The organism is Isoptericola sp. BMS4, assembly GCF_011634835.1.
Classification (GTDB): Bacteria; Actinomycetota; Actinomycetes; order Actinomycetales; family Cellulomonadaceae; genus Isoptericola.
In genome coordinates this window covers 3,883,223-3,906,434 of the sequence record NZ_SIRP01000001.1, presented here as the reverse complement: position 1 = coordinate 3,906,434, position 23,212 = coordinate 3,883,223, and the positions used below count along the sequence as shown (strand labels likewise).

The 23,212-nt window shown below is 75.2% G+C and carries 19 protein-coding genes; 5 read left to right on the top strand and 14 right to left on the bottom strand.

Going from position 1 to position 23,212, the window contains the following annotated elements:
* Nucleotides 1-61: 61 nt before the first annotated feature.
* The 3 genes from EYB28_RS17610 (at nt 62) to EYB28_RS17600 (ending at nt 3,545) form a co-directional block, all read left to right on the top strand.
* Nucleotides 62-265, top strand: coding sequence for a cold-shock protein (locus EYB28_RS17610; RefSeq protein ID WP_166850618.1), 204 nt, complete (start codon nt 62-64; stop codon nt 263-265).
* Nucleotides 266-635: 370 nt separating this feature from the next.
* Nucleotides 636-2,264 (top strand): chaperonin GroEL, encoded by a 1,629-nt coding sequence (gene groL, locus EYB28_RS17605; RefSeq protein WP_166850615.1) that lies wholly within the window; start codon nt 636-638, stop codon nt 2,262-2,264.
* A 222-nt stretch (nt 2,265-2,486) separates the two neighbouring features.
* Nucleotides 2,487-3,545: a LacI family DNA-binding transcriptional regulator gene (locus EYB28_RS17600; protein ID WP_166850612.1), complete on the top strand. Its 1,059-nt coding sequence runs from the start codon at nt 2,487-2,489 to the stop codon at nt 3,543-3,545.
* Nucleotides 3,546-3,607: 62 nt separating this feature from the next.
* On the opposite strand, the gene EYB28_RS17595 is transcribed toward EYB28_RS17600, so the two are convergent.
* From EYB28_RS17595 to EYB28_RS17575, 5 genes are all read right to left on the bottom strand, one after another.
* Nucleotides 3,608-4,912, bottom strand: a complete 1,305-nt coding sequence (locus EYB28_RS17595) for a glycoside hydrolase family 32 protein (protein ID WP_166850609.1) — start codon at nt 4,910-4,912, stop codon at nt 3,608-3,610.
* Nucleotides 4,913-5,076: 164 nt separating this feature from the next.
* Nucleotides 5,077-5,367 (bottom strand): WXG100 family type VII secretion target, encoded by a 291-nt coding sequence (locus EYB28_RS17590; RefSeq protein ID WP_166850606.1) that lies wholly within the window; start codon nt 5,365-5,367, stop codon nt 5,077-5,079.
* A gap of 143 nt (nt 5,368-5,510) precedes the next feature.
* Entirely contained in the window at nt 5,511-6,248 is a 738-nt protein-coding gene (locus tag EYB28_RS17585) for a hypothetical protein (RefSeq protein ID WP_166850603.1), read from the bottom strand.
* Nucleotides 6,249-6,377: 129 nt separating this feature from the next.
* Entirely contained in the window at nt 6,378-7,841 is a 1,464-nt protein-coding gene (locus EYB28_RS17580) for a HAMP domain-containing sensor histidine kinase (RefSeq protein WP_166850600.1), read from the bottom strand.
* A complete protein-coding gene (locus tag EYB28_RS17575) occupies nt 7,838-8,575 on the bottom strand; it encodes a response regulator transcription factor (protein ID WP_166850597.1) in 738 nt (245 codons plus the stop codon). Before EYB28_RS17575 ends, EYB28_RS17580 begins: the two co-directional genes overlap by 4 nt.
* A 164-nt stretch (nt 8,576-8,739) precedes the next feature.
* Here EYB28_RS17575 and EYB28_RS17570 point away from each other — a divergent pair, with 164 nt between their 5' ends.
* Nucleotides 8,740-10,158 (top strand): hypothetical protein, encoded by a 1,419-nt coding sequence (locus EYB28_RS17570; RefSeq protein WP_166850594.1) that lies wholly within the window; start codon nt 8,740-8,742, stop codon nt 10,156-10,158.
* Here the strand turns inward: EYB28_RS17570 and EYB28_RS17565 are convergent.
* From EYB28_RS17565 to EYB28_RS17520, 9 genes are all read right to left on the bottom strand, one after another.
* Nucleotides 10,149-10,775 carry an NYN domain-containing protein gene (locus tag EYB28_RS17565; RefSeq protein ID WP_166850591.1) on the bottom strand — a complete coding sequence of 209 codons (627 nt, stop codon included), beginning with the start codon at nt 10,773-10,775 and terminating at the stop codon, nt 10,149-10,151. The genes EYB28_RS17570 and EYB28_RS17565 overlap by 10 nt on opposite strands.
* 69 nt (nt 10,776-10,844) lie before the next feature.
* A complete protein-coding gene (locus EYB28_RS17560; protein ID WP_166850588.1) occupies nt 10,845-11,600 on the bottom strand; it encodes a PspA/IM30 family protein in 756 nt (251 codons plus the stop codon).
* Nucleotides 11,601-11,670: 70 nt separating this feature from the next.
* Nucleotides 11,671-15,129, bottom strand: a complete 3,459-nt coding sequence (locus EYB28_RS20405; protein ID WP_240930623.1) for an AI-2E family transporter — start codon at nt 15,127-15,129, stop codon at nt 11,671-11,673.
* A 328-nt stretch (nt 15,130-15,457) separates the two neighbouring features.
* Nucleotides 15,458-16,072: an energy-coupling factor transporter transmembrane protein EcfT gene (locus EYB28_RS17545; RefSeq protein ID WP_166850584.1), complete on the bottom strand. Its 615-nt coding sequence runs from the start codon at nt 16,070-16,072 to the stop codon at nt 15,458-15,460.
* Nucleotides 16,072-16,752 carry an energy-coupling factor ABC transporter ATP-binding protein gene (locus EYB28_RS17540; protein ID WP_166850581.1) on the bottom strand — a complete coding sequence of 227 codons (681 nt, stop codon included), beginning with the start codon at nt 16,750-16,752 and terminating at the stop codon, nt 16,072-16,074. Before EYB28_RS17540 ends, EYB28_RS17545 begins: the two co-directional genes overlap by 1 nt.
* A complete protein-coding gene (locus tag EYB28_RS17535) occupies nt 16,749-17,867 on the bottom strand; it encodes a beta-ketoacyl synthase N-terminal-like domain-containing protein (protein WP_240930622.1) in 1,119 nt (372 codons plus the stop codon). The genes EYB28_RS17540 and EYB28_RS17535 overlap by 4 nt, the downstream gene beginning before the upstream one ends.
* Nucleotides 17,864-19,291, bottom strand: a complete 1,428-nt coding sequence (locus EYB28_RS17530) for a class I adenylate-forming enzyme family protein (protein ID WP_240930621.1) — start codon at nt 19,289-19,291, stop codon at nt 17,864-17,866. Before EYB28_RS17530 ends, EYB28_RS17535 begins: the two co-directional genes overlap by 4 nt.
* A 2-nt stretch (nt 19,292-19,293) precedes the next feature.
* Nucleotides 19,294-19,905 carry a biotin transporter BioY gene (locus EYB28_RS17525; RefSeq protein WP_166850578.1) on the bottom strand — a complete coding sequence of 204 codons (612 nt, stop codon included), beginning with the start codon at nt 19,903-19,905 and terminating at the stop codon, nt 19,294-19,296.
* Between the two features lie 382 nt (nt 19,906-20,287).
* The gene (locus EYB28_RS17520; protein WP_240930620.1) at nt 20,288-21,889 is read right to left on the bottom strand and encodes a carbohydrate-binding module family 20 domain-containing protein; all 1,602 of its coding nucleotides are present in this window, start codon (nt 21,887-21,889) and stop codon (nt 20,288-20,290) included.
* Nucleotides 21,890-22,259: 370 nt separating this feature from the next.
* Between EYB28_RS17520 and EYB28_RS17515 the strand changes: the two genes are divergently transcribed.
* Nucleotides 22,260-23,186 carry a formylglycine-generating enzyme family protein gene (locus EYB28_RS17515; protein ID WP_166850571.1) on the top strand — a complete coding sequence of 309 codons (927 nt, stop codon included), beginning with the start codon at nt 22,260-22,262 and terminating at the stop codon, nt 23,184-23,186.
* The last annotated feature ends 26 nt before the right edge of the window (nt 23,187-23,212 follow it).

Sequence of the window (23,212 nt, the reverse complement as noted above, 5' to 3'; positions counted from 1 at the left end):
ACTAGGCTCGCGGCACCGTAGGGCGCCGGCCCTGCGGGCGAAGATGCACAAGGAGAGGTACATGGCCCAGGGCACCGTCAAGTGGTTCAACGCGGAGAAGGGGTACGGGTTCATCACCCCGGTCGCGGGCGGCCAGGACCTGTTCGTCCACTACAGCGCCATCCAGTCCGACGGGTACCGCACCCTCGACGAGGGTCAGCAGGTCGAGTTCGAGGTCGGGCAGGGGCAGAAGGGGCCGCAGGCGGAGCAGGTCCGTCCCCTCTGAGGGTCCGGTGGGAGGCCGGTGCCGGTGACGCGCGGACGCGTCGCGGCACCGGCCTTCGTCGTCCCCGGACCGGCCCGCCCTCGTGTCGTGGGGCCCTCATCGCCCGCCCCCGCCCCGGGCCGCCCGGGGCGCGGTCACGCCGTGGGCGAACGTCTTGCACTCTCATGCCGAGAGTGCCAATAATGGCTTAGCACTCTCGACCGTCGAGTGACAGTCGCCCTCGGGCGGCGGGCGCGACGGTCGGGCGTGGAAGTACTCGGGTCGACAGGTGAGGCCCCCCGCGCGTGCGTGACCTGAACGCCGCTCGGGCGGGTCGTCCGTCGCGGGCACCGGCCGGCCACTGACAGCCACCAGCGGAGGATCAGTCCCCATGGCCAAGATCATCGCGTTCGACGAGGAAGCTCGTCGGAGCATGGAGCGCGGGCTCAACCAGCTCGCCGACACCGTCAAGGTCACGCTCGGCCCCAAGGGCCGCAACGTCGTCCTGGACAAGAAGTGGGGCGCCCCCACGATCACCAACGACGGTGTCTCCATCGCCAAGGAGATCGAGCTCGACGACCCGTACGAGAAGATCGGCGCGGAGCTCGTCAAGGAGGTCGCCAAGAAGACGGACGACGTCGCGGGTGACGGCACCACCACCGCGACCGTGCTCGCCCAGGCGCTCGTGCGCGAGGGCCTGCGCGTCGTCGCCGCCGGCGCCAACCCGATCGCCGTCAAGCGCGGCATCGAGAAGGCCGTCGAGTCGGTCACCGAGCAGCTGCTCAACGCCGCCAAGGAGGTCGAGACCAAGGAGCAGATCGCCGCCACGGCCGGCATCTCCGCGGGCGACCCCGCGATCGGCGAGCTCATCGCCGAGGCGCTGGACAAGGTCGGCAAGGAGGGCGTCGTCACGGTCGAGGAGTCCAACTCCTTCGGCCTGGAGCTCGAGCTCACCGAGGGCATGCGCTTCGACAAGGGCTTCCTCGCCCGCTACTTCGTCACCGACGAGGAGCGCCAGGAGGCCGTGCTCGAGGACCCGTACGTCCTGATCGTCGAGTCCAAGATCTCGAACGTCAAGGACCTGCTGCCGCTGCTCGACCAGGTCATGAAGGCCGGTCGCCCGCTGCTCATCATCGCCGAGGACGTCGAGGGCGAGGCCCTGGCCACCCTGGCGCTGAACAAGATCCGCGGCACCTTCAAGTCCGTCGCCGTCAAGGCCCCGGGCTTCGGCGACCGCCGCAAGGCCATGCTGCAGGACATCGCGATCCTCACCGGTGGCCAGGTCATCACCGAGACCGTCGGCCTCAAGCTGGAGAACGCCACGCTCGAGGAGCTGGGCACCGCCCGCAAGGTCGTCGTCACCAAGGACGAGACCACGATCGTCGAGGGTGCCGGCGACGCCGACCTCATCGAGGGTCGCGTCAAGCAGATCCGCGGCGAGATCGACAACTCGGACTCGGACTACGACCGCGAGAAGCTGCAGGAGCGCCTCGCCAAGCTGGCCGGCGGCGTGGCCGTCATCAAGGCCGGCGCGGCCACCGAGGTGGAGCTCAAGGAGCGCAAGCACCGCATCGAGGACGCCGTGCGCAACGCCAAGGCTGCCGTCGAGGAGGGCATCGTCGCCGGTGGTGGCGTCGCGCTGCTGCAGGCCGGTGCCGCCGCGTTCCCGAAGCTCGAGCTCGACGGTGACGAGGCGACCGGTGCGCAGATCGTCGCCTCGGCGATCTCGTCCCCGCTCAAGCAGATCGCGATCAACGCCGGCCTCGAGGGCGGCGTCGTGGCGGAGAAGGTCAAGAACCTCCCCGCCGGCGAGGGCCTGAACGCCGCGACCGGTGAGTACGAGGACCTGCTCGCCGCCGGCGTCAACGACCCGGTCAAGGTCACGCGCTCCGCGCTGCAGAACGCCGCCTCCATCGCGGCGCTCTTCCTCACCACCGAGGCGGTCGTCGCCGACAAGCCGGAGCCCCCGGCGGCCCCGGCCGGCGACCCGACCGGCGGCATGGGCGACATGGGCTTCTGATCCACGGATCAGGACCCGCGCGCCAGCGCTGACGACGGCCCGTCGCTCCCTCGGGGAGCGGCGGGCCGCCGTCGTCACCCCCCCGTGCTGTGGGTACGAAGATGGCGTGGTCTCGGCCCCGAGACCACGCCATCTTCGTACCCACAGCGCTCCGGGCGGGTGGCGGTGGATAGGCTGCGGCCAGGGTGACACGTGTGATGTGAGGACGGGTGAAGGAGGGCGATGCAGCGGCAGGTGACGTCGGCCGACGTGGCGCGGCACGCGGGGGTCTCCCGCAGCGCCGTGTCCCTGGTGCTCAACGGCCGAGCAGGCGGCAACATCTCGGAGGAGAACCAGCGGCGGGTCCGCGCCGCGGCCGCCGAGCTGGGCTACCGGCCGAACGCGTCCGCGGTGAGCCTGCGCCGGCAGCGCACCGCGACCGTCGGGCTGGTCGCCGACGAGATCGCGACCTCGCCGTTCGGGGGGCGGCTCGTCCAGGGCGCCCGCGACGCGGCCCTCGAGCGCGGCTACCTGCTCTTCCTCATGGACACGGGCTCGGACCTCGAGCGCGAGGACGAGGCGGTGCGGCTGCTCCGGGCGCGGCAGGTGGACGCCTTCGTGTACGCGGCGATGTCGATGCGACCCACGACGGTCCCCGGCGCCATGGCCGAGCTGCCGACCGTGCTGGCCAACTGCTTCGACGAGCGCGGTGCCGGCATCGTGCCCGACGAGGTCGGCGGCCAGCACGCGGCGACCCGCGCGGTCCTCGACGCCGGGCACCGGGACGTGACGTACCTCGCCGGGTCGGAGCCGCCCGGGCGCCCGCCGGTGCCGGCCGTGGCGCGGCGCGTCGAGGGCTTCGAGCGCGCCCTGGCCGAGGTGCTCGGCGACGGGGCGGGGTCGACCCGTGTCGCGGGGGAGTCGCGCGTCCAGCGCGTCGGGTGGGACATCGACACCGGCTACCACGTGGCGTCCCGCCTGCTGGAGCGCCCCGACCGTCCGACGGCGATCCTGTGCGCGAACGACCGCCTCGCCCTGGGGGTGGCGCTCGCCGCGACGCGGCTCGGGCTGCGCGTCCCGCAGGACCTCACCCTGGTGGGCTACGACGACGAGGAGCGGATCGCGTCGCGCGCGGTGCCGCCGCTGACGACGGTCGCGCTGCCGCACGCCCGCATCGGCGCCGTCGCGGCGGAGATGGTGCTCGACGCCGTCGCCACCGGGGACGAGACGCCTCTGCGCGAACGGGTGCTCGTGCCCTGCGACCTCGTGGAACGGGAGTCGGTCGCGCCGCCGCCCTGCTGACCGCCGCACGCCCGTGAGCGCCGACGCGCCCGTCACCCCCGCGGGGGTGACGGGCGCAGTGCTCAGCGAGCGTCCGGGAGCCCGAGCCGCCAGGCGGCCACGGGCACGTCCGCCTCGACGAGCCAGCGTTCTCCCCGTGCGGGGTAGGCGCGCAGCGTGTGCGGCACGGGCCCGGCGAACACCTCGACGACGCTGCCGTCGACGAGTGTCCGCCCGCCGGCCGCCACGTCGCCGGACCACACCGGCCGCACGCCGTCCGGCCCCGACAGCGACACCGAGACCCGGCCGGCCGTGGCGGCCTCGACCTCGAACGCGGGCGTGTCGACGTCCAGCCCGCCGGCCACGGTGCCGTCGTGCAGCACGTCGCGGCGCAGGCCGGTCAGCTCTCGCGCGGGACGGCTCGCGAGGCGGCCGCCGTCGAGCGACACCTCCCGGGGGAAGGTCAGCGCGCCGGCCCACCCGGCGGCATCCACCTCGTCCTGGCCGCGGCCCTCCCACGTCCAGCCGAGCAGCAGCCCGCGGCCGGGCTCGGCGAGCACCTGCGGGGCGTAGAAGTCGGGGCCCGTGTCGACGGGACCGCCCGACGCCGGCACGAACCGCGGGCCACCGCCGTCGGCGACGGCGGACAGGTCGAGGTCGCCGACGAGCGCGGCGACCCCGCACAGCTGCTGTGGCCCGTCCCGGTGCCACTGCGAGACCACCAGCGTCCAGGCGTCGCCCGTCTCCACCAGCTGCGGGCACTCCCAGACGTCGGCCTCGGCGACCCGTGCGGCGGTCGAGCCGGGGCGCCCCTCGACCAGCACACCGCGGTACTCCCACGCGTGCAGGTCGTCGGCGAGGTAGACGAGCACGAGCGGGGTGCCGTCCGTCAGGCCGGCGCCCTGGACCGCCCAGCGGTGCCCGCCGGCGCGGAACAGGAAGGGGTCGCGCACCTGGTCGATGCCGTCCACGGGCGGCATCTCCTCGACGGGCGCGGGCTCCGCCGTCCAGGAGGCCAGGTGCGGGTCGGCCGGATCGTCGGCGGGCGCGAGCACGACCGCCGAGCCGGTCGGGGTCTCGCGGATCGCCGTGTAGACCAGTGTCGGCACCCCGTCGTCCACCGTCGCGACGCCGCTCCAGCAGCCGACGGCGTCCGGGCCCTCCGGCCGGGGCCGCAGCGCGACCGGTTCCGGCTCCCAGCGCAGCAGGTCGGTGGAGCTGACGTGCCCCCAGCAGATCGCCTCGTGGCGCGGGCGGTCCGGGTTGTGCTGGAAGAACACGTGGTAGCGGTCGCCCACGCGCAGCAGGCCGTTGGGGTCGTTCACCCAGCCGCGCTCGGGGCGCACGTGCAGGCAGGGGAACGGGTCGAGCGACTGGCCCACGGTCATCTTCACTCCTCACACGTGTCAGGGACTCACACGTGTGAGGACTATGCGCCTCGTCGGCCGGCGATGTCAAGAAGTGCGCCCGCTCGGCCCGGCGGGGACGACGAGGGGTCGTGACGCGAGCCTCGCGACACGACCCCTCGCCGTCCCCGCCTCGCTCCGGACGCTCAGCGGGTGCTGAACAGGCGCGTGGCCTGCGCCTCCGCGTCCGCGTAGGTGCTCGACGCCGCCGAGAGCGCCGCCGTCACCGAGTCGAGCGCCGCCTCCACCTGGGTCTGCGTCGCCTGCCACTGGCCCATCACGCCCGCGAACGACGTCGCGGCGCTGCCGTGCCAGCTCGTCTGCAGGTCCTGCAGGTGCCGCATCATCGCGCCCACCTCGGTGCGGATCACGCCCACCGACCCGCTGACCGCCGCGCTCGCCTGTGCCACCCGCTCGCTGTCGACCTCGTACCGCACGTGCCCTCCTTCGTCGTCGTCTCCCGTGGCCGGGATGCCGACGACGACGCTAGGCGGCGCAGGACGACCGAGGGCGGGCGGCCGCCGGGCCTGTGGACAACCCTGTGGACGGCGGCGGGGCGGGCCCCGCGTCGCGGCCCGGCTCAGTCCTCCGGGCGACGCTCCGGGCCGGAAGGCGTCTGGTCGGCGAGCTTCCGGCGTTCCTTGAGCAGCCGGTGCAGCTCGGCGTCGACGTTCTGCCGTGCCGGCTCCTCCCACGCCGACCCGAGCGGGCTCCAGTACAGCGACGGGCGCTGGAGCAGCTTGGTCAGCACCCGGATCCGGGCGTCGAGGTAGTCGGGCAGGGGGATGTGCGCGTACTCGGCACGGACGTCCGCGGTGTACTCGCGGTAGCGCTGCGGCTCGGAGGCCAGCATGCCCAGGTCGGCGTCGTTGAGCACCGCGGAGTCGACGTCGCCGGCGATCGGCTTGTGCCGGGCCACCGAGTCCACCAGCCGTGCCACCCGCTCCGCCCTGGCCGCCGGGATCCCGAGCCCGTTCAGCTGGGTCCGGGCGAGCTCCGCGCTGACGGTGGTCTGCTCCCCGCCCTGCGTGGCGTACGCGACCTTGCGGTCGGCGTCGAACACCGCGCCGTGGTACCAGGCCGCCAGGCGCACCACGTCGGGCTCGTGGGTCTCCTCCGCGAGCTCGTCCACCCGGTGCAGCACGTCGGCGAGGTGCCGCAGGTTGTGGAACCGGCGGTCCGGCGCGGTCCAGCGCGCCACGAGGTCCTCCCCGACGGCCCGCAGCGCCGCGTCGTCGGCGGTCGCCCCGGCACCGTGCGCGGCCCGGAGGAAGGCAGAGAGGAACCACGCGGGTGCGTCGGCGTCGATCACGCCCATGGCAATCAGGCCTTCGGTCGTCGGACTGGGTCGGCCGCTGCATTCTGCCCTACCTCAAGCCAGATTACGACCGTCCGCCGACATCTCCTCCGGACGGCCCGCGACGGCGACGACCAGGGATGACGCCCGTCAGTCGGCAGGCAGCCTCACCTGGACGGTAAGCCCCCCGCCCGGGGTCTCGCGGACCGAGACGTGGCCCGTGTGGGCGCCCACGATGGCGGCCACGATCGCCATCCCGAGCCCGGACCCGCCGGACGAGCGGTTGCGAGACGAGTCGGCCCGGTAGAAGCGCTCGAAGACCCGCTCGGCCTGCTCAGGGGTGATCCCCGCGCCGTGGTCGCGGACCTCGACGACGGCCTGCCCGTCGGCCGCGCCCACGGCGAGCTCGGCCGGGGACCCCGCCGGAGTGTGCCGCGCCACGTTCCCGACCAGGTTCGTCAGGACCTGGCGCAGCCGGTCCTGGTCGCCCGTCACGGTGAGGGACGACGGCACGTCGGTGCCGTCCAGCCCGGTGACCGCGACGGCGCGCTCCGGGTCGAGCGCGTGCAGGTCCTGGGCGGCGTCGTGGGTCATCGCCACCAGGTCCACGGGGTCGCGGCGCAGGGGGCGGCCCTCGTCGAGGCGCGCGAGCACGAGCAGGTCGCCCACCAGGGTGCTCATCCGGCGGGCGGAGTCCTCGATGCGGCCCATCGTGTCGTCGACCTTGTCGCTCGTGTCGAGCGCGCCCATCCGGTACAGCTCGCCGTACCCCTTGACCGTCGCGAGCGGCGTGCGCAGCTCGTGGCTCGCGTCGGAGACGAACCGGCGCATCCGCTGCTCGGACTCCTCCTGCGCGGCGAACGCCCGCTCGATGTGCGCGAGCATCGTGTTGAGGGACGCGGAGAGCGACCCCACCTCGGTCGACGGCGGACGCTCGGGGACGCGCTGGGAGAGGTCACCGCCCGCGATGGCGGCCGCCGTCGTCTCGATGCGCCGCAGCGGCCGCAGCGAGCGGTGCACCAGCAGCAGCGCCGTCCCGCCGCCGAGCAGCACGATGCCCAGGCCGGAGACCAGCAGCGACCGGGTGAGGAACGAGACGGTCTGCTCCACGTCGCTCAGCGGCAGCGCGACGTACACCTCGCCCTCCACCTGGCCGTCGACCGAGTAGATGGACGGCACGACGCGCCACGAGCTCGGCGTCTCGCCGCCGGTCGCGTCGACGGTGAAGGGTTCGCCCTGGCGGTCGGCGACCTCGCTCAGCGTCTCGGCAGGAATGGCCGGGGTTCCGAAGCGCGCGATCGTCTGGGGCCATCCGATCGTGTCGCCGACGCCCTCGGTGTCGCGGATCGTCACGGCGTAGTCCGTGGGCACCCGCGGCGACGGGGAGTCCGGCTGCTGGAGCGTGACCTTCGCGACCTCCGTCGCGGACCGCTTCAGCTGCTGGTCCACCTGTTCTACCAGGTAGTCCGACACCACCGTGCGGGTCACGATCGTCGCCAGGATCAGGCCCGCCGTCAGGAGCAGCACCGTGATCGTCACCAGGCGCGTGCGCAGCGGGACCCGCTCCAGCAGGCCCCAGCGGCGCGGTGCGGCGGGCGGCGAGGGCGTCGTCATCGCGGCGTCTGCGGTGCCCGCAGCAGGTAGCCCACGCCACGCTTCGTGTGGATCATGGCGGGCAGCGTCACGTCGTCCCCGTCCGGCCCCGTGACGACGAGGTTGTCGAGCTTGCGCCGCAGGTAGGAGATGTACGACTCGACGATGTTCGCGTCCCCGCCCCAGTCGTACTGCCACACGTGGTCGAGGATCTGCGACTTCGACAGCACGCGGCCGGCGTTGAGCATGAGGTACCGCAGCAGCTTGAACTCGGTGGGGGACAGGTCGATCTCGACCCCGGCGCGCCGCACCTCGTGCGAGTCCTCGTCGAGCTCCAGGTCGCCGACGTGCAGCACGGCTTCGTCCTCGGGCTCCCCGGCGTGCGTGCGACGCAGCACGGCCCGGATGCGTGCGACCACCTCCTCGAGGCTGAACGGCTTGGTGACGTAGTCGTCGCCGCCGACCGTGAGCCCCTGGATCTTGTCCTGCGTGTCGTCCCGCGCGGTGAGGAAGAGCACGGGCGTGTGCCGGCCGGTGGACCGCATGCGCCGCGTGACGGTGAAGCCGTCCATGTCCGGCAGCATGACGTCGAGCACCACCAGGTCCGGCTCGGTGTCGCGCACCAGCTGCAGGGCACCGTTGCCGTCGGCCGCCGCGTGCACCTCGAACCCCGCGAACCGCAGGGAGGTGGACAGCAGCTCACGGATGTTGGGCTCGTCGTCGACCACGACGAGACGTGCCTCTGGTGTGCTCATGTCGTCCAGTGTGGGACGCAGGCCTGAGAGGCGCCTGGGAGAAGCCTCGGACGTTCCCTGGACGTCCGCCCCCGCTCGCCGGGCGCGACGCCCCCCGCCTCCCTACACTCGGCAGCGTCCGCGGATCCGCGGTGCTCGTCGGGTACGCAGGGAGGACGTCGCGCGTGGCACAGGCACAGGGCACGCAGGGAGAGGCGCCGCGGGGCGCGGGGAGCGCCGCCCGGCCCCGGCGGCACCTGGTGCGCCGCTGGGTCGCGGGGGTGCTCGTGGTGGTCACCACCCTCCTGTTCGTCGGGTCCTCGGTGGCCCTGTGGGCGCACCGCACCGTCCTCGACACCGACCGGTTCATGGCCACCGTCGAGCCCGTGCTGGACGACCCCGCCTTCTACGACGCGCTGAGCGAGACGGTCAGCGAGCAGACCCTCGTCGTCCTCGACCTCGACACGCGGGTCTCCACCCGGCTCGAACAGCTCGACGAGGTCGTCGCCGGTGCGGTGGCCGGGCGGCTGGCCGACGTCGACCGCCCGCTGCTCGAGGGCCTCCTGGACCGCGTCGACCGGCCGTCGCTCGCGGCGCTGACACCGGTCGTCGTCGACCGCCTCGAGGGGCGGGTCGAGACGATCGTGGACCGCCTCGTGCACTCGGACGCGTTCGTCGAGCGGCTTCCCCTGCTCGTCGAGCGGGCGCACGCGGGCGCGATGGGCCTCGCCCGGGGCGACGTCGCCGACTACCCGAACGTCTACCTCACCGACGACGCGCTCATGCTCGACACGCTCCCGATCGTCGGGGACGCGCTGCGCGAGGTGGTGGGCGAGTTCGGTGACCTGCTGCCGGACGTGACCCTGCCCGACGTGATCTCCGAGCGCGCCGACGACGCGCGCGCCCAGCTCTCCGAGGCTCTGGGCGAGCAGATCCCGGCGGATGCCGGCCAGGTGCGCCTCATGGACCGGGAGGTGTTCGACACCGTCCAGCAGTCCGTGCGCGTCGCCGACCGGGCCGTGGTCGCTCTCGTCCTGGTGACGGTGCTGCTCGCCGCCGCGACCCTGGCCGTCGCGCCGAGCACCCGCCGCGGCGCCGTGCAGCTCGGCCTCGGGGTCCTGGCGGGCCTGCTGCTCACGACGGCGCTGATCGGGCAGCTGCGCGGCCTCGTGGTCGACGTGGCGCGCCAGCCCGACGGCCGCCACGTCGCCGGCGTGCTGTTCGACACCGTCTCCGGCGGCCTGCACGACATCTTCTGGCTGGTCGGCATCGTCGCGGCCGGGGGCGTGGTCGCCGCGCTCCTCGTCGGGAGCCCCCGCTGGCTCGACACCGCCGCCCGGCGGTACCCCTGGGTGCGCACCGCCACCGGGCGCGACGGACGGCTGCCGCGCTGGGTCGCGGCCCGCGCCGACCTGCTGCGCGTCGTCGTCGCCGTGCTCGCGGCGCTCGTCGTGGTCGTCACGGGCTTCGCGTGGGTCGCGCTGGTCCTCGTGGTGCTCGGCGCCGGGCTCGCGCTGTGGGGGATCTCGGCCGCGTCCCGCCTGGCACGGGTGCCCGGCGGGTCCGGGGCGGACGAGCCGCCCGCCCCGGCCGCTCAGAGGTAGCGCAGCGGGTCGAACTCGTCGAGGGGGATGATCCGCACGCGCGGCAGCGGCGTCGTGAAGGCGTCGGCGTCGCCCTCGAGGTCGAACATCTCCAGCCCCTGCTCGGCGAGCTGGCTGAACTGCGCGTTGACGAACTCGCGGAACGCCAGCAGCCCGACCCGGCGGTCGTGGCCGAGCAGCTCGGTGATCTGCGGCAGGAAGTCGCCGTCGTGGCTGGCGAGCAGCACGTCACCGTCGCGCTCGGCGAGCGCCTCCAGCGTGCGCTGGATACCGACGTCGACGACCTTCTCCGTGCCCGACGACGACAGCGGGATGGGCCGGTAGCCCATGGCGAGAAGCGCCTGGATGAACGGCATCGGCATCTGGCCGCTGCTGGCGTTGAGGAAGAACAGCGGGACGACGTCCTGGTCCCACAGCTTCTGCGCGAAGGCGGAGATCCGGTCCCAGCGGGGCCGCTCCTCCGGGTTGGGACGCCGGTTCAGCACGTTCATGCCGAGCGTCGCGTCGATGTTCTCCCCGTCGACCAGCAGGTACGTCCGCCGTGCGGAGGCGTGCGGGGACGACGGCGGGGGAACAGCGGACGCCGACGGCGTCGGGCCGGCGAAGGAGGGGGTCATGGGCTCAGGGTATCCGCCCGAGGGGGCGCGCTCCCCGCTGGCCGGGGCGAGCGCGCCGCCTCGCGGCGGTCAGGCCTCGTCGGAGGACGGGGCGATCTGGGGGGCGGGGGCGTTGCCGGACTTCAGCGCGGCGAGCCGGGCCTCGAGCTCGAGCTCCTCGCCCGCCGACTCGAGCTCGGCGAACTGCGACTCGAGCGACGACGCGGCGATCTCGGCCTGGCCCATCGCGAGCGCCTCCTCGCGGCGCACCGTCTCCTCGAAGCGGGACAGCTCGCTCGTGGGGTCCAGGACGTTGATCGAGGCGATGGCGCCCTGCACCGTCTGCTGCGCCTCGGCGGCCTTCTGCCGGGCGACGAGCTGGTCACGCTTCGACTTGAGCTGGACCAGCTTGTCCTTCATCGCGGCCAGGCCCGTCTTGAGCTGCTCGACGGTCGCGCGCTGCGACTCGATCATCGGCTGCGCCTGCTTGGCCTCGGACTCGTGGTCCATCTGCTTGCGCAGCGCGATCTTGGTGAGCTGGTCGAACCGGTCGGCCTCGCTCGAGTTGCCCGCCGCGCGGTACTCGTCGGCCTTGCGCGACGCCGCGAGCGCCTTGGCGCCCCACTCGCGCACCGACTCGACGTCCTCGTGGTAGTCCTGCTCCGCGAGCCGCAGGTTGCCGATCGTCTGCGCGATCGCCTGCTCGGCCTCCGCGATGTTGTTGGTGTAGTCGCGCACGAGCTGGTCCAGCATCTTCTGCGGGTCCTCGGCCCGGTCCAGCAGGGCGTTGATGTTCGCCTTCGCGAGCTGGCTGATCCGTCCGAGGATGCTCTGCTTCTGGGTCATGGTTCGTGCTTCCTTCCACCTGGTCACAGTCGTCGTGGGGACGTCGTCCCGGCCGGCGGGGCCGCCGTGGTCAGAACCGCCCACCCCGGGAACGTCCGCCGCGCCCCGTCCGGTTCCCGCGCCCGCCGGACCGCCGGGAGCCCCGCCCGGCGCGGTGGCCGCCGCGGGCGCCCCCGGAGCCGCCGAGGCCGAACCCGCCGAGACCGGCGGGCATGCCGCGCGACCGCCGCCGGCGCGAGCCGCGCCCGGAGGACCGCAGGACGGTGTCGAGCAGGATCCCGCCGAGCACCATCCCGGTCGTGCCGCTGCCGGAGCCGCCCTGCCGCATCTCCCAGGTCGCGGTGTCCTGCCGCGCGAGGTCCGCGGCGGCGCGGGCGCGGCCCTCGGCGCGCCGTGCGGCGTCGAGCGCGGCCGCGGGGTCCTGCGGCCGCAGGCGGCGGGCCTCGTCGGCGAGGCGGACGGCCTCCGCCAGCCGGGTGCGCGCCTGCGGGCCGACGGCGCCGCGCCGGGTCGACACGTAGTCCTGGGTGGCGGCGACCTGGGCGTCCACGCGGCCGAGCACGTCGCGCAGCAGCGCGTTCGCGCGGGCGTCGGCCTCGGCGCGCTGCCGTGCGGGGGCCAGGGCGGCGTCCAGCGACGCCTCCGCGGCGGTGAGCCGGTGCACGGCGGCCAGGGGGTCGCCGCCGCGCTGCGCGTCGCGCGCCTGGTCGACGGCAGCGCGTGCCTCGGCCACCGCGGCCTCGACGGCGCCCACCGCCGCGGGGCCGGCGTCCTCGGGAAGGCTGAGGCGGCCGGCGTCGGAGATGTCCTGGCTGATCGAGGCGATGCCCTTGACGAGGTCGGAGCCCGCGGACGCGAGGTCGCCGCCGGCCCGCTCGACGGCGTCGAGCAGCACGGTCGCCTGCTCCAGCGCGTAGCGCGCGGTGCGCAGGTGCCCCACCGCGCTGGTGCGCGTGCGCTCGTCCAGGGCGCCGCGGCCCGCGGTGACGGCGTCGCGCGCCTGGGAGACGAGGGCGCCCGCCTGGTCGGGGTTGCCGCGCACGGACCCGAGCGCGGACGCCGGGTAGGTGGCGGCGAGGGTCGCGAGGCGCTCGCGGGCCACCTCGACGCGGTCGGCGACCTCGTCGGCACGCTCCAGCGTCGCGGTCAGCAGCTCGGGGGCCCGGTCGTGCAGGTCCCGCAGGTCGTCGAGCGCCGCGACCTGCGCCTCCAGGGTCTCGGTCGCGCGCTCGCAGCGGGTGAGGATCTCGCGCAGCAGGGTCCGGCGGCGGGCGTCGTCGGCACCGTGCCGCGCGGGCGTCCCGCCCGTGTCGTCGAGCTCCTGCTGGCTGTGGAACGCTGCGGTCGCGTCCTCGCGTGCCGCGCGCAGCGCCGCGGCGAGGTCGCGCGTGGCGTCGTCGCCGAACTCCGCCCGGGCGAACGCGAGCTCCTGCTCGCCCGTGCGGACGGCGTCGTCGACGGCGACGAGTGCGGTGCCGGCGCGCCGGGCGAGCTCGTCGAGGTCGAGCGCGTCCAGCGGGTCCTCGACCGGCTCGGCGCCGGCGTGCGCCACCCCGTGCCGGCCGACCGTCGCCGGCCCGCCGCCCCCGGACGTCGTCGCGCGTCGCCGTCGCGCCCGCAGCCAGAGCCAGCCGGCACCCACGAGGACCGCGACGACCAGGACGACGAGGAGGCCGCCGGGGCCGCCGCTCGTCCCGCCGTCCCCGAGCGCCGCGTCGACCGCCGCGACGACCGCGCCGCCCCAGTCGCCGTCGCGCAGCTCGTCCTCCGCGGCGGACTCCACGGCGTCGAGCCGGGCGTCGCTCAGCCCGACGCCGGAGTCGACCGACAGCCCGTACAGGCCGTCCTCGACGGCGACGGCGAGGAGGAGGTCGTCCGCGCCGAGCGCGGCCCGGTTGGCCGTGGCGTTCGCCCAGTCGCGGCCGGAGGACCCGTCGAACGTGTCGACGAAGACGACGAAGAGCTGGTACGGCGTCTCGTCGGCGAGCCGGTCGAGGGACTCCTGGACCTCCGCCCGGTCGTCGCCGAGGACGCCCGCGACGTCCGTGATCTCGCCGTCCAGCTCCGTCAGCGGCGCGGCGGCGCGGGCGGCCGTCGTCGCCGCGATCGTGACCACCAGCGCGAGCACCAGCAGCAGGGCGGCGCCGACGGCTCTCGGCGTGCGGAGAGGTGCGGCCTGTCCGGCGGGATTCACGAGGTGATGGTGCCGCGTGGTGGCTGCCGACGCAATCGCGCCCACGCGCCGAGATGCGCCCGGCGCGTGCTCACTCGACGCCGTCCTGGTGGCGCCGGTCCACGGTGCGGGCGGCCTCGCGCGCGGCACGACGGTTGGCGGCGGGCCGGTCCCGGCGTGCCGCGCGGGCCGCGCGCCGCCCCCGGACCCGCTCTCCGGCGCCTCCGGGTCGTGCAGCAGGTGGGACTCGACCAGCTCGTGCCGCTGCAGGTAGGTGTTGCCCACCGCCTGGATCGTGGCCGCGATCGGCAGCGCCAGGAAGGCGCCGAGCGCCCCGAACACCGCCCCGAACGCGAGGACGGCCACGAAGCTCACCGCCGGGTTCATCTCCAGGGCCCGGGCGGACACCTTGGGGGAGAAGTACAGGTTCTCGAGCTGTTGGTACGCGATGACGAACGCGAGCACGCCCACGGCCTGCGGCAGGCCCTGCGACGTGAGGGCGACCGCGACGGGCAGCGCCCCGCCGATGTAGGTGCCGATCGTCGGGACGAACTGGGACACGACGCCCGTGAACAGCGCCAGCGGCAGCGCGTACGGCGTCTGCAGGATCATGAGGAAGACGGCGGTGAACGCCGCGGACAGCGCGGCGAGCACCACGCGCGAGCTGATGAAGTCCGACACCTTCACCTGCGTGATCTCCCACAGGCGCAGCACCTCGGTCTGCTTGGACGGGCTGAGCCAGCGGCACACGGCCGCCCGGAACCGCGGCCCCGCCGCCATGAGGTAGTAGGTGACCAGGCCGATCGTCAGGGCGGCGAAGACCAGCCCGACCACCGTGGTGCCGATCGCGACCGTGCCCGAGGCGACGTCCGTGCCGTACCGGGACACGAGCTGGGACACCAGCTCGTCCGACGGCGGCAGGTCGACGTCGAGGCTGCCCTGGACGGTCTCCCGGAGCCGGGCGTACATCTCCGGCAGGGCGCGGAGGAGCTGGATCAGCTGCTGGACGAACAGGTTGCCGAACATCGCCAGGACGACCACGCCGACGATCACGGAGCCGAACAGCGCCACCGCCGCCGCGGCCCCGCGCCGCCAGCCGTGCCGCACCAGCCACACGACGACCGGCTCCAGGGCGAGCGCGACGAAGAACGAGATCAGCAGGTAGACGAACAGCGTCGTGAGCTGGCCCAGCGCCTCCCACGTCCACGCGGCGACGAAGACCGCGACGGCGCCCATGACCAGCACGCGCGGCACCCAGCGGGGCGGGCGTCGCGAGTCGTGCAGGACGGGGCGCCCCTCGGCCTCGTCCGCGGTGGTGCCGCGCGGGTCGGCGGGCGGGGCGACGTCGTCGGCCATGCTCGCACCGTATTGCCTCGGCGCGGCGTTGTCGCCGCGACTTCCGACGTCGCCGCCCGGTACCTCAGTCGATCCTGTTGGCGCCTGAGCCTGCGGTTCCGTTCCGGGCGGGTGCCTCGTGCTGGTGGTCAGCCTGTCCCTGCGTTCTGTTTCGGGCGGGTGCCTCGTGCTGGTGGTCAGCCTGTCCCTGCGTTCTGTTTCGGGCGGATGCCTCGTTCCTCGGCCTCCACCCTGCACGTCACTACGGGCAGGCTTCACCCTCGGCCCCCACCCTTCACCGCACCTCCGCCTCAGTCGATCCTGTCGACGCCTGGGTCTGCGGTTCCGTTCAGTCGTCGAGGCCGCGGGCGCGCAGGGCCTCGCCCAGCGCGTCGGCCTGCCGCAGCGCCCCGACGACCAGCGGCACGGCGAACGCCCGCAGGTCGCGCTCGCGGCCGCGGGCGCGCTGCGCCTCGCGCACGCGCGTGGCCAGGGCGCCGAGCACCGGCACCGTCCGGACGGCCAGCGCCAGCACGAGTGCGGCCCGTTCCGGGTCGGCGCCGACCCGCCGCGACGGCCCGAGCGCCCGTTCGAGCGCGCCCAGGACGGCCGTCGTGGCCGTGGTGAGCGTGACGAGCCCGGCCAGCGCGACCAGCACGACGAGCCGGGTGGTCAGCACCCCGGCGGCGAGCGGCCCGACCAGCCACCACTGCACGGCGGCGACGGCGGCGACGGCGGGGACGAACCAGCGCAGCGGCCGCACCTGCGACCACAGGGCGCGCGGGCCGAGGCCGGCCAGGGCGTACAGGGCGGCGACGCCCGCGACGGCGGCGGCGATCCCGGCGGGGGAGCGCACCGCGAGCAGCGCGACGGAGCACGCGCACAGCCCGAGCAGCTTCGGCCCGGCGCCGATCCGGTGCAGCACGGCGGCGCCCGTCGTCGCGGGCGGCGCGAGGGCGGCCATCAGCAGCCCATCAGCCGGCGGTAGGCGGGCACCGCGACCTCGGGCACGTCGTCGACGGCGACGCGGCCGTCGTCGACGACGAGCACCCGGTCGAAGCCGGCGACGAGGTCCAGGGCGTGGGTGACGAGCACGACGTGCTGCTCCAGGGCGGCGAACCGCTCGGTGACGGCCCGGGCGTGACGCAGGTCGAGCAGGGTTGTCGGCTCGTCCGCGACGACCAGCCGCGGGTCCGCGGCGAGCACGCTGCTCAGCGCGAGGAGCTGCTTCTGGCCGCCGGAGAGCAGGTGGGCCGGGTGGTCGGCGTGGTCGGCGAGGCCCTGCCGCTCCAGCTCGGCGACGACCCGGGCGGCGACCTGCCGCTTCGACAGCCCGGAGCGGCGCAGCGAGTAGGCGACGTCCTCGGCGACGGTGGGCATGACGATCTGGGCGTCGGGGTCGGCGAACACGAACCCGACGCGGCGGCGCACGTCCCGGCCCCGGCGCCGGGTGTCGAGGCCGTCGACGAGCACGCGGCCCGACGTCGGCAGCACCAGCCCGTTGAGTAGCCGCGCGAGCGTGGACTTGCCGGAGCCGTTGGCCCCGATCACCGCGACGCGCCGCTCGGTGATCTCCAGCGTGACGCCGCGCAGCACGTCGCGGCCGCCGAGCCGCACGTGCACGTCGTCCAGAGCGACCCTCACCGGACCACCTCCACCAGCAGGGCGACGCCGACCCCGCCCGCGGCGGCGGCCGTCGCGAGGCCGAGCGCCCCCGCGGGGGCCCCACCGGCCACGAGCCGGGCGTACAGCCGCACGACGGCGACGGCCCCGCTCGCGCCGAACGGGTGCCCGTACCCGAGGGCGCCGCCGTCGGGGCACCAACGGTCGTCGTCCAAAGGATCCACGCCCAGGTCGTGGGCGACGGCGAGCGCCTGCACGGCGAACGCCTCCACGAGCTCGATCGCGGCGACGTCGTCGAGCCGGGCGCCGGCCCGCTCGCAGGCGGCACGCGCGGCGGCGACGGGGGCGAGCGCGGGGCGGGCCGGGTCGGTCCCGCGTGCGGTGGCGGCGAGGACCCGCAGCCCGGGGGCGCCGTCGGGGCGCAGGACGACGGCGGCCGCCCCGTCCGCGGCGGGGGCGGCGGACGCGGCGGTGACGGACCCGCCGGTGCCGAAGGCGGCGGGGAGGCGGTCGAGCACCACGGGCGGCAGGTCGCGGGCGTGCTCGTCGCGGTCGAGGGCGCCGACGGCGACGGTCTCGCCGGCCAGCCGCCCGGCGGCGTGCGCGGCCCGCACCCGGGCGTGGCTGCGGGCGGCGTACCCGTGCTGGCGGCGGCGGGTGATCCCGCGCTCGCGGGCGAGCGCGTCGGCGGCGGCGCCGAGCCCGGGGTCGGCCCACGGCGGCGGGGCGAAGGACGCCCGGTCGTAGGCCAGCGGCCCGTGCGCGCGGGCGGGGGCGCGGGAGGCGGACTCGACGCCGCCCGCCACGACGGTGTCCGCCTGGCCCGCGTCGACGAGGGACGCGCCGACGGCGACGGCGGCCAGCCCGGAGGCGCACTGCCGGTCGACGGTCAGCCCGGGCACGCTCGGGCCGAACCCGGCGGCGAGGGCGGCGCGCCGCGCCACGTTGCCGCCGTGGCCGGCGGCGTTGCCGAGGACGACGTCGTCGACGGCCGGGCCGCGTGTGCCGCGGGCACCGTGGGCGTCGCGGGCGGCGGCGGACAGCACGGCGGCGGCGAGCCGGGTCTCGTCGTGGCGCGCGTGCCCGCGCCCGGGCACGCCGACCCAGGTGCGGCGGGCCGCGACGACCACGCTCACGACAGGACCCCGAGGCGGCCGACCTCGGCGGCGGGGTCGGTGCCGGCGACGGCGGCGCCGAGGGCAGCGCGGTGGACCTTGCCGTTGGAGGTCCGGGGCAGGGTGTCGAGCCGGTACCAGCGGCGGGGCCGCTGCGCGGGGGCGAGGGTGGCGCGCGCGACGCGTTCGAGGTGCGCGCGCAGCCCGGGCCGGTCGTCCGCCTCGACGACCGCCACGACCACGGCGCCGAGCCGCCGGTGGGGCGCCCCCGCGACGACGACGTCGCGCACGCCGGGCACGGGCCGCAGGGCCGCCTCGACGTCCTCGGGCACGACGGTGGCGCCGGCGGTGAGGACGGCGCCGTCGCCGCGGCCGCGCAGCACGAGCGGCGCGGCGGTCCCCGTCCCCGTGCCGGAGCCGTCGGCGCCGGCCGGGTCGGGGACGTCGGCCAGGTCCCCGACGGTGCACCAGTCGCCGTCGCGGCGCAGCGGCCCGCGGGCTCCGGCGAGGTAGCCGAGCGACGTCCACGGCGAGCGCACCCACACCTCGCCCAGGCTGGTGCCGGGCTGCGGGCGCACCTGGACGTCCACCTCGGGGAAGGGGCGCAGCCCGTCCCCGGTGTCGACGGCGACGAAGCTCAGCTCGACCGCGCCGTAGTAGGCGACGACGTCGACTCCGAGGGCCGCGGCCCGCACCCGCTGGTCGGCGTCCGTGCCCGCGCCGCCGACGACGACGGTCCGCAGCACGGACGGCACCCCGGCCTCGAGGGCGTCGAGCACGTCGTCGAGGCGGGACGGCACCAGGTGCGCGACGTCGCCGCCGGCGAGGGCCTCCGTGGTCGCGGTGCGGCCGGGGGTGAGGTGGGCGCACGCCCCGGCGGCGAGCGCGTGCACGGCGGCGAAGCAGTGCAGCGAGCTCGCGAGCGGGCCGGTGACGAGCACGGTGTCCCCGGCCCGGGTGCCGGTCAGCGCGGTGACGTGGTCGAAGGACCGCGTCCACGACCCGCGGGTCCGCAGCACCGCGCGGGGCCGCCCCGTGCTGCCGGACGAGAAGCCCGCCCAGGCGGGGGCGTCGTCGTCGGGGGTGGGGCCCGGCGGCGACGCGGCACCGTGGCCGCGCGGGAGCGGCAGGGGCAGGACGGTGGCGGGGGAGAGGGCGCGCAGCACCTCGGCGCGCTGGTGCACCGGCCAGGCGGGGTCGCCGACGAGCCCGACGGCGCCGGCGAGGTCGACGGCGAGCAGCGCGACGAGGGTGTCGAGCGGGTCGTCGAGCGTCAGCGCGACGAGGTCGCCCGGCCGGGTGCCCGTGGCGACCAGGTGGTCGGCACCGGCGCGCACGTCGGCGGCGAGCTCCGCGTAGGTGCGGGTCCGCTCGGCGTGGCTCAGCGCGGGCCGGTCCCGGTCGGGACCGGCCCCGCGGACGAGGACGTGGTGGGCGACCGGCACGCTCAGCCCTCCCGGCGGTACCGCAGCGCGGCCGGGTAGGCGCGGGCCACGGCGACCGTGATGCCGGCGCAGGCGAGCGCCTTGGCGACGTCGCCCGGCAGGAACACCGTGGACAGCAGCGCCGTCTCCGCGAGCGGGACCCCCGTGACCAGCGCCTGCACGGGCACGCCGACCGCGTAGACCACCACGACGCCGCCGGCGAGCGCGGCGCCGAGCACCCCGAGGAACGACACCCGTCGCAGCCGCCCGACCAGCAGGCCCACCACGGCCGCGCCCGCGACCCAGCCGACCAGGTACCCCGCGGACGGGCCGACGAACACGCCGAGCCCCCCGCGGCCGCCGGCCAGGAGCGGCAGCCCGGCGGCGACCAGGGCCAGCAGGGTCAGCACCGCCAGCGCCCCGCGCCGGGCGCCGAGCACCGCCCCGGCGAGCATCACCCCGAAGGTCTGCAGCGTGACGGGCACCGCCCCGCCGAGCAGGCTGACCGACCCGGGCATGCCGAGGACGGCGATCAGGGCCGCGAACGTGGCGACGCGGGCGGCGTCGGTCGCCGTGAGGCCGGGGCGGGCGCCGGCGTGGTCGTCCTCGGCGGTGGTCGCGGTCGCGTCGGTCATCCTGCTCCTCGTGCTCGTCCCGGGATCGTCCGGGCCCGGTGCTCGGTCGCCACCACTCTGGCCGCCGCGGCCGGGCCGGGGCGCCGGTCCCCGCGCCCAGTCGCGCGCGGCCGTCGTGCACGAATCCCACAAGCCGTTGCGGGAACCGCCAAACCCGCCGCGTCCCTGACTGTGCTTCCGGCCAAGGATGCCCCGTCCGCGGGACACCCCGGTCGGTTCGACGCCATGCACCGGGGCGGTCCGGCGAACGACCGAACCGGCGACGTGCGACCGAACCGGCGACGTGCGACCGAACCGACCCGGGCACGCGCCACGCTCCGACTCAGCCGGGGTGAGGCACGACGGGGCGCGGCGACGAGCCCGGGCCGCCACGAGCGCCGCGCTACGACCGCCAGGTGTCGTCGAGCGTCAGCGATCCGTCGGCGCCGACCGTGGCGGTCCGGTTGGCGCCGGACTCCCACACGACCTCGCTGCCGTCGACCTTGACGTACTTGTACTCGAACGTCGTACCGGCCGGCAGGTCGACGGTCCCGTGCCACACGGGGTAGGTGTCGGGCGACAGCACCACGCCCGAGGCGGGGTCCCAGGAGCCGAGCCCGGGCTGGTTCCCGACGATCCGCACGTCCTGGCCCCAGGCGGTCGTGGCGTTCACCGCGACGTCGACGTCACCGTCGGCCGGCGGGGGTGTGGTGCCGGAGGTCGCGCCGACGTGCAGCGCGAGCGCCCCGTACGCGGGGACCGTCGCGGTGAACGTCCCGTCGGCGGCGACGGCGACCGTCCGGGAGCAGTCGTCGGCCGCCACGACGTCGCAGTACGTGCCGGCGGGCAGGTCGGTGGCGTAGGTGCGGGTCACGGCCGACCCGGTGTTGTTGAGGGTGACGTACCCGGACGAGCCGCGGCCGTACGCGACGTGGTTGCCGCCGTCGTCCCACCAGCGGGTGACCGCCGCGTCACCGACGGTGTTGCGGAACCCGACCATGCCCCGGATCTCGGTCCACCGCTGGGTGCACGTCCACGAGGTGGCCGAGCAGTCGGCGTCGGGCACCTGGTTCGACGTGGCCCCCGGCGCGCCGGCGTCGTAGTCGGAGAAGCGGTAGCCGGAGTAGACGGTGGGCGATCCGTACGGCCAGGAGAGCAGGAACACGTTGGCGAGCGTGTACTTGGCCCCCCACGTCTCGTTCATCGTCTCGCCGTTGCGCTCGGTGTCGTGGTTGTCGACGAAGACGCCCGCCCGGTCGCTCGGCAGCAGACCGTCGGCGATGTCGCGCAGGTCCTTGATCTGCCCGTCGAACCGGGCCTTGAGGCGGCGGGCGTAGTCGAACTCGTACGAGTCGCCGCTGCCGAGGTACTCGGACGGCTGGATCGGCTCGCCGGCCGCCCCGATGACCTCGTGCACCCAGTAGACGTCGGAATGGGTCATCGCGGCCTTGATCGCCTCGAGGTCCTCGGCCGGGACATGCTTCGCGGCGTCGATGCGGAAGCCGGCGACGCCGAGCGACACGAGGTCGTCGAGGTAGTCCGCGATGGTGTCCCGCACGTAGGTGCTCGACGTGCGCAGATCCTGCAGGCCGACCAGACGGCAGTGCTGCACCTCCCAACGGTCGGTGTAGTCGCTGATGTCGGTGCGGCAGTCGTTGAAGTCCCAGGACGAGTAGGTACCGGGGAAGGAGTCCTCGGCGTACTCGCTGCCGGCGACGCCGTAGCCCGACGAGTCCGCCCCCGCCATGTGGTTGACGACGGCGTCCGCGATGACGCCGACGCCGGCCGTGTCGCACGCCTGGACCATGGCGGCGAACTCGGCGCGGGTGCCGAGCTTGGACTCGACCTGGTAGCTCACCGGCTGGTAGGAGGTCCACCACTGCGTGCCGGGGACGTGCTCGGCCGGCGGTGAGACCTGGACGTAGCCGAAACCGGCCGGCCCGATGGTCGAGGTGCACTCGGCGGCGACGGAGTCCCAGGTCCACTGGAAGAGGTTGAGGATCACGGAGCCGCGTCCGTTCGGTGAGTCGACGACCGGCGACGCCGGCGGTGGCGTCGAGGCGTGGACGGGTGGTGCCCCCGGGAGGATCGCGAGGGCCGCGGCGAGGGCGGCTCCGACCACGGCGAGGAACGCGTGGCGGGGGCGGGCTTGTGGAAGGACGCGCATCGTTGCTGCTCCTGTCGCTCGGGCTTCTCCGGACGTCGTTGCACGGAGTTGCTGGATGTTGCAGTAAGAACTTACACACGATGACGAGTCGCGGCCAGAGGTGCGGTGCCGGCCGTCCGAGCGTCGCCGTCCGCCCGCCCTCGGGCGGCGGGAGGCGGGCCTGGTGACGCGGGTCGGGTCGTCTCGCCCTCGTCGTACGATCGAGGGCGTGACGGACGACGACGCCAACCTTCCCGCCTGCTGCGCCCCCTCGCCCGCCCCGCTGCGGCTGTCGACGCCGTCGGCGCAGGAGCGGCCCGACCGTGACGGCGACGCGGCGCGGAGCGTCGTCGGGGGCCTGGTGGCGCTCCCCGGCGGCACGTTCGACATGGGCAGCGAGGACGCGGACGTCAACCCGGGCGACGGGGAGGGCCCGATCCGGCCGGTTCCGGTCGACCCGTTCCGCGTGGCGCCGACGGCGGTGACCAACGCCGAGTTCGCCCGGTTCGTCGAGGCGACGGGGTACCGCACGCAGGCCGAGGAGTTCGGGTGGAGCTTCGTGTTCCACCTGTTCGTGGCGGAAGGCGTCCAGGTGCGCGGCTCGGCGGCGGGCACGCCGTGGTGGCTCGCCGTCGACGGCGCCGACTGGAACCACCCCGAGGGCCCGGGCTCGTCCGTGGACGACCGTGCCGACCACCCGGTGGTGCACGTCTCGCGCGAGGACGCCCTGGCGTACTGCTCGTGGTCGGGCACCCGGCTGCCTACCGAGGTCGAGTGGGAGTACGCGGCCCGCGGCGGGCTGCACCGGCAGCGGTACGCGTGGGGCGACGAGCTCACCCCCGGCGGTGAGCACATGTGCAACATCTGGCAGGGCACGTTCCCGCGCGTCAACACGGCCGAGGACGGGTACGTCGGCACGGCGCCCGTCGGGTCGTTCCCGGCGAACGGGTACGGGCTGTACGACGTCGCGGGGAACGTGTGGGAGTGGACCGCCACGGCCTGGGCGCCCGAGGCGTACGACGTGTGGGTGGTGCGCGGCGGCTCGTACCTGTGCCACGAGTCGTACTGCAACCGCTACCGGGTCGCGGCGCGCACCCGCAACACCGGCGACTCGTCGTCCGGGAACACCGGGTTCCGGGTGGTGGCCGACTCCTGACCGGCGACCGTCCCGGTGCTGCGGGA